Origin of the sequence: Streptomyces bobili (assembly GCF_002154575.1) — a bacterium.
Taxonomy (GTDB): domain Bacteria; phylum Actinomycetota; class Actinomycetes; order Streptomycetales; family Streptomycetaceae; genus Streptomyces; species Streptomyces bobili.
Genome location: NZ_MUBA01000329.1, coordinates 1 through 1,401 on the forward strand (window position 1 = coordinate 1; position 1,401 = coordinate 1,401).

1 protein-coding gene is annotated in these 1,401 nt (G+C 78.3%); it reads right to left on the minus strand.

Annotated features, from left to right (window positions below; translation table 11 throughout):
• Positions 1 to 177: 177 nt before the first annotated feature.
• A partial coding sequence (locus tag BZL64_RS25245) for an asparagine synthase-related protein (protein ID WP_244205490.1) occupies positions 178 to 1,401 on the minus strand: 1,224 nt, incomplete at its 5' end.

The window sequence follows — 1,401 nt, forward strand, 5'->3', positions numbered from 1 at the left end:
CCGGCCGTCTGGGTGACCGGCAGTCGGGTTGACCGGCCGATGCGCGCCTCCCCCGCAGCCGAGCCGGAGACCAGACGGGCCGGAGCCCGGCGCCGGGAGGCGCGCCCCCGCCGGCGATGTCGCCGAACCCACGCGCCGCGCGCGCCCCATGAGGCCGCCCCTCCCGTCGTCGCGGCCTCACCCGCCCGAGGAGACCGCCCGTCTCTGGGGGGCGATGCCCGCCGGGACCGCGCGGGCTCGGGCCGGGGTGCCTGTCCAGCAGGTGCCCCTGCGGGAGAGGAGACGGCGGAGCCAGAGTTCGAGGGAGATGAGGTCGGCGAGGCCGTCCAGGGGGAGGGGTTCGCCCGCGGCTGCCGCGCGGAGGGCCTTGCGGACGACGCGGGCCTCGATCAGTCCCGCGTCGGCGAGGAGGGGCGCGTCGAAGAGGGCGATGAGGGGGTCCGCGGCCAGGCGCAGGCCCGCGCGGGCCGCGGCGGTGGCGGTGGCCTGGGTGGGGGTGCCCCAGCCGGGCGGGAGGTCAGCCACGCCGGAGCTCTTGAGCACGGTGCGCAGGATCGCGGCACGCGCCCCCGGTTGCACGCGCAAGGTCTCGGGGAGGGCGCGGCAGGCCCGTACGACCTGGTTGTCGAGGAAGGGCGCGTGCAGGCGCTGGGAGCGGATCTCGGCGGCCTGCTCCAGGACGCGCAGGTCGGCCGCGTGGCGGGCGAGTGCGGCACGCGCGCGATAGTCGCCGGGGCGCTGGCCGGGTCCGCCTCCGGCGCGGTGGGCCGTGCTCTGGAGGCGAACCGATACTTCGGCCAGCGCCTCGCCGGTCAGCCACCGTGCCGCCGGGCCGGGCCCGCCCCACGCGAGGGCGGCCAGAGAGGCGCCCACCGCGCCTCCGGGGTCGTCGAAGCGGCGGTGCATGAGCCGTTCGGCGAGGCCGTCCAGTCCCGCGCGGTACGGCGTGCGGGCCAGTCGGCGGGCGGCGCCGTACACGCGCGCGGGGACGAGGACGGAGCCGTCCGCCTTGGTGAGGGCGGCGACGGGGCGTACCAGGTGGCGCCGTTTGCGGTCCATGAGGAGGTCGGCGAGGCGGGCGGGGTGGGCGTCGAGGACCTGGCGGGCGCCGTACCCGGTGAAGTGGTCGGCGCTGCCCGCGGCGAGGCGGGCGCGGTGGAGGGCCGCGGTCACCAGGCTGGGGCCGGGTTCGTCGGTCAGCGGGCCGTCCAGGTCGGCGTACGGCAGGGTCTCCTCTCCGCCGGTCACGACGACGTGGTGCAGGCGGGGGTTGGCCGCGAGGGTCCCGGCCCGTTCGAGTTCCGCCTCGCGTCCGCCGACGGCCAGGTCGTTGAAGGTGACGGCCAGCAGGCGCTCGCCCGCGCCCGTGCCGTGTCCGAGGAGGGTGCCGGGCATGCCCGG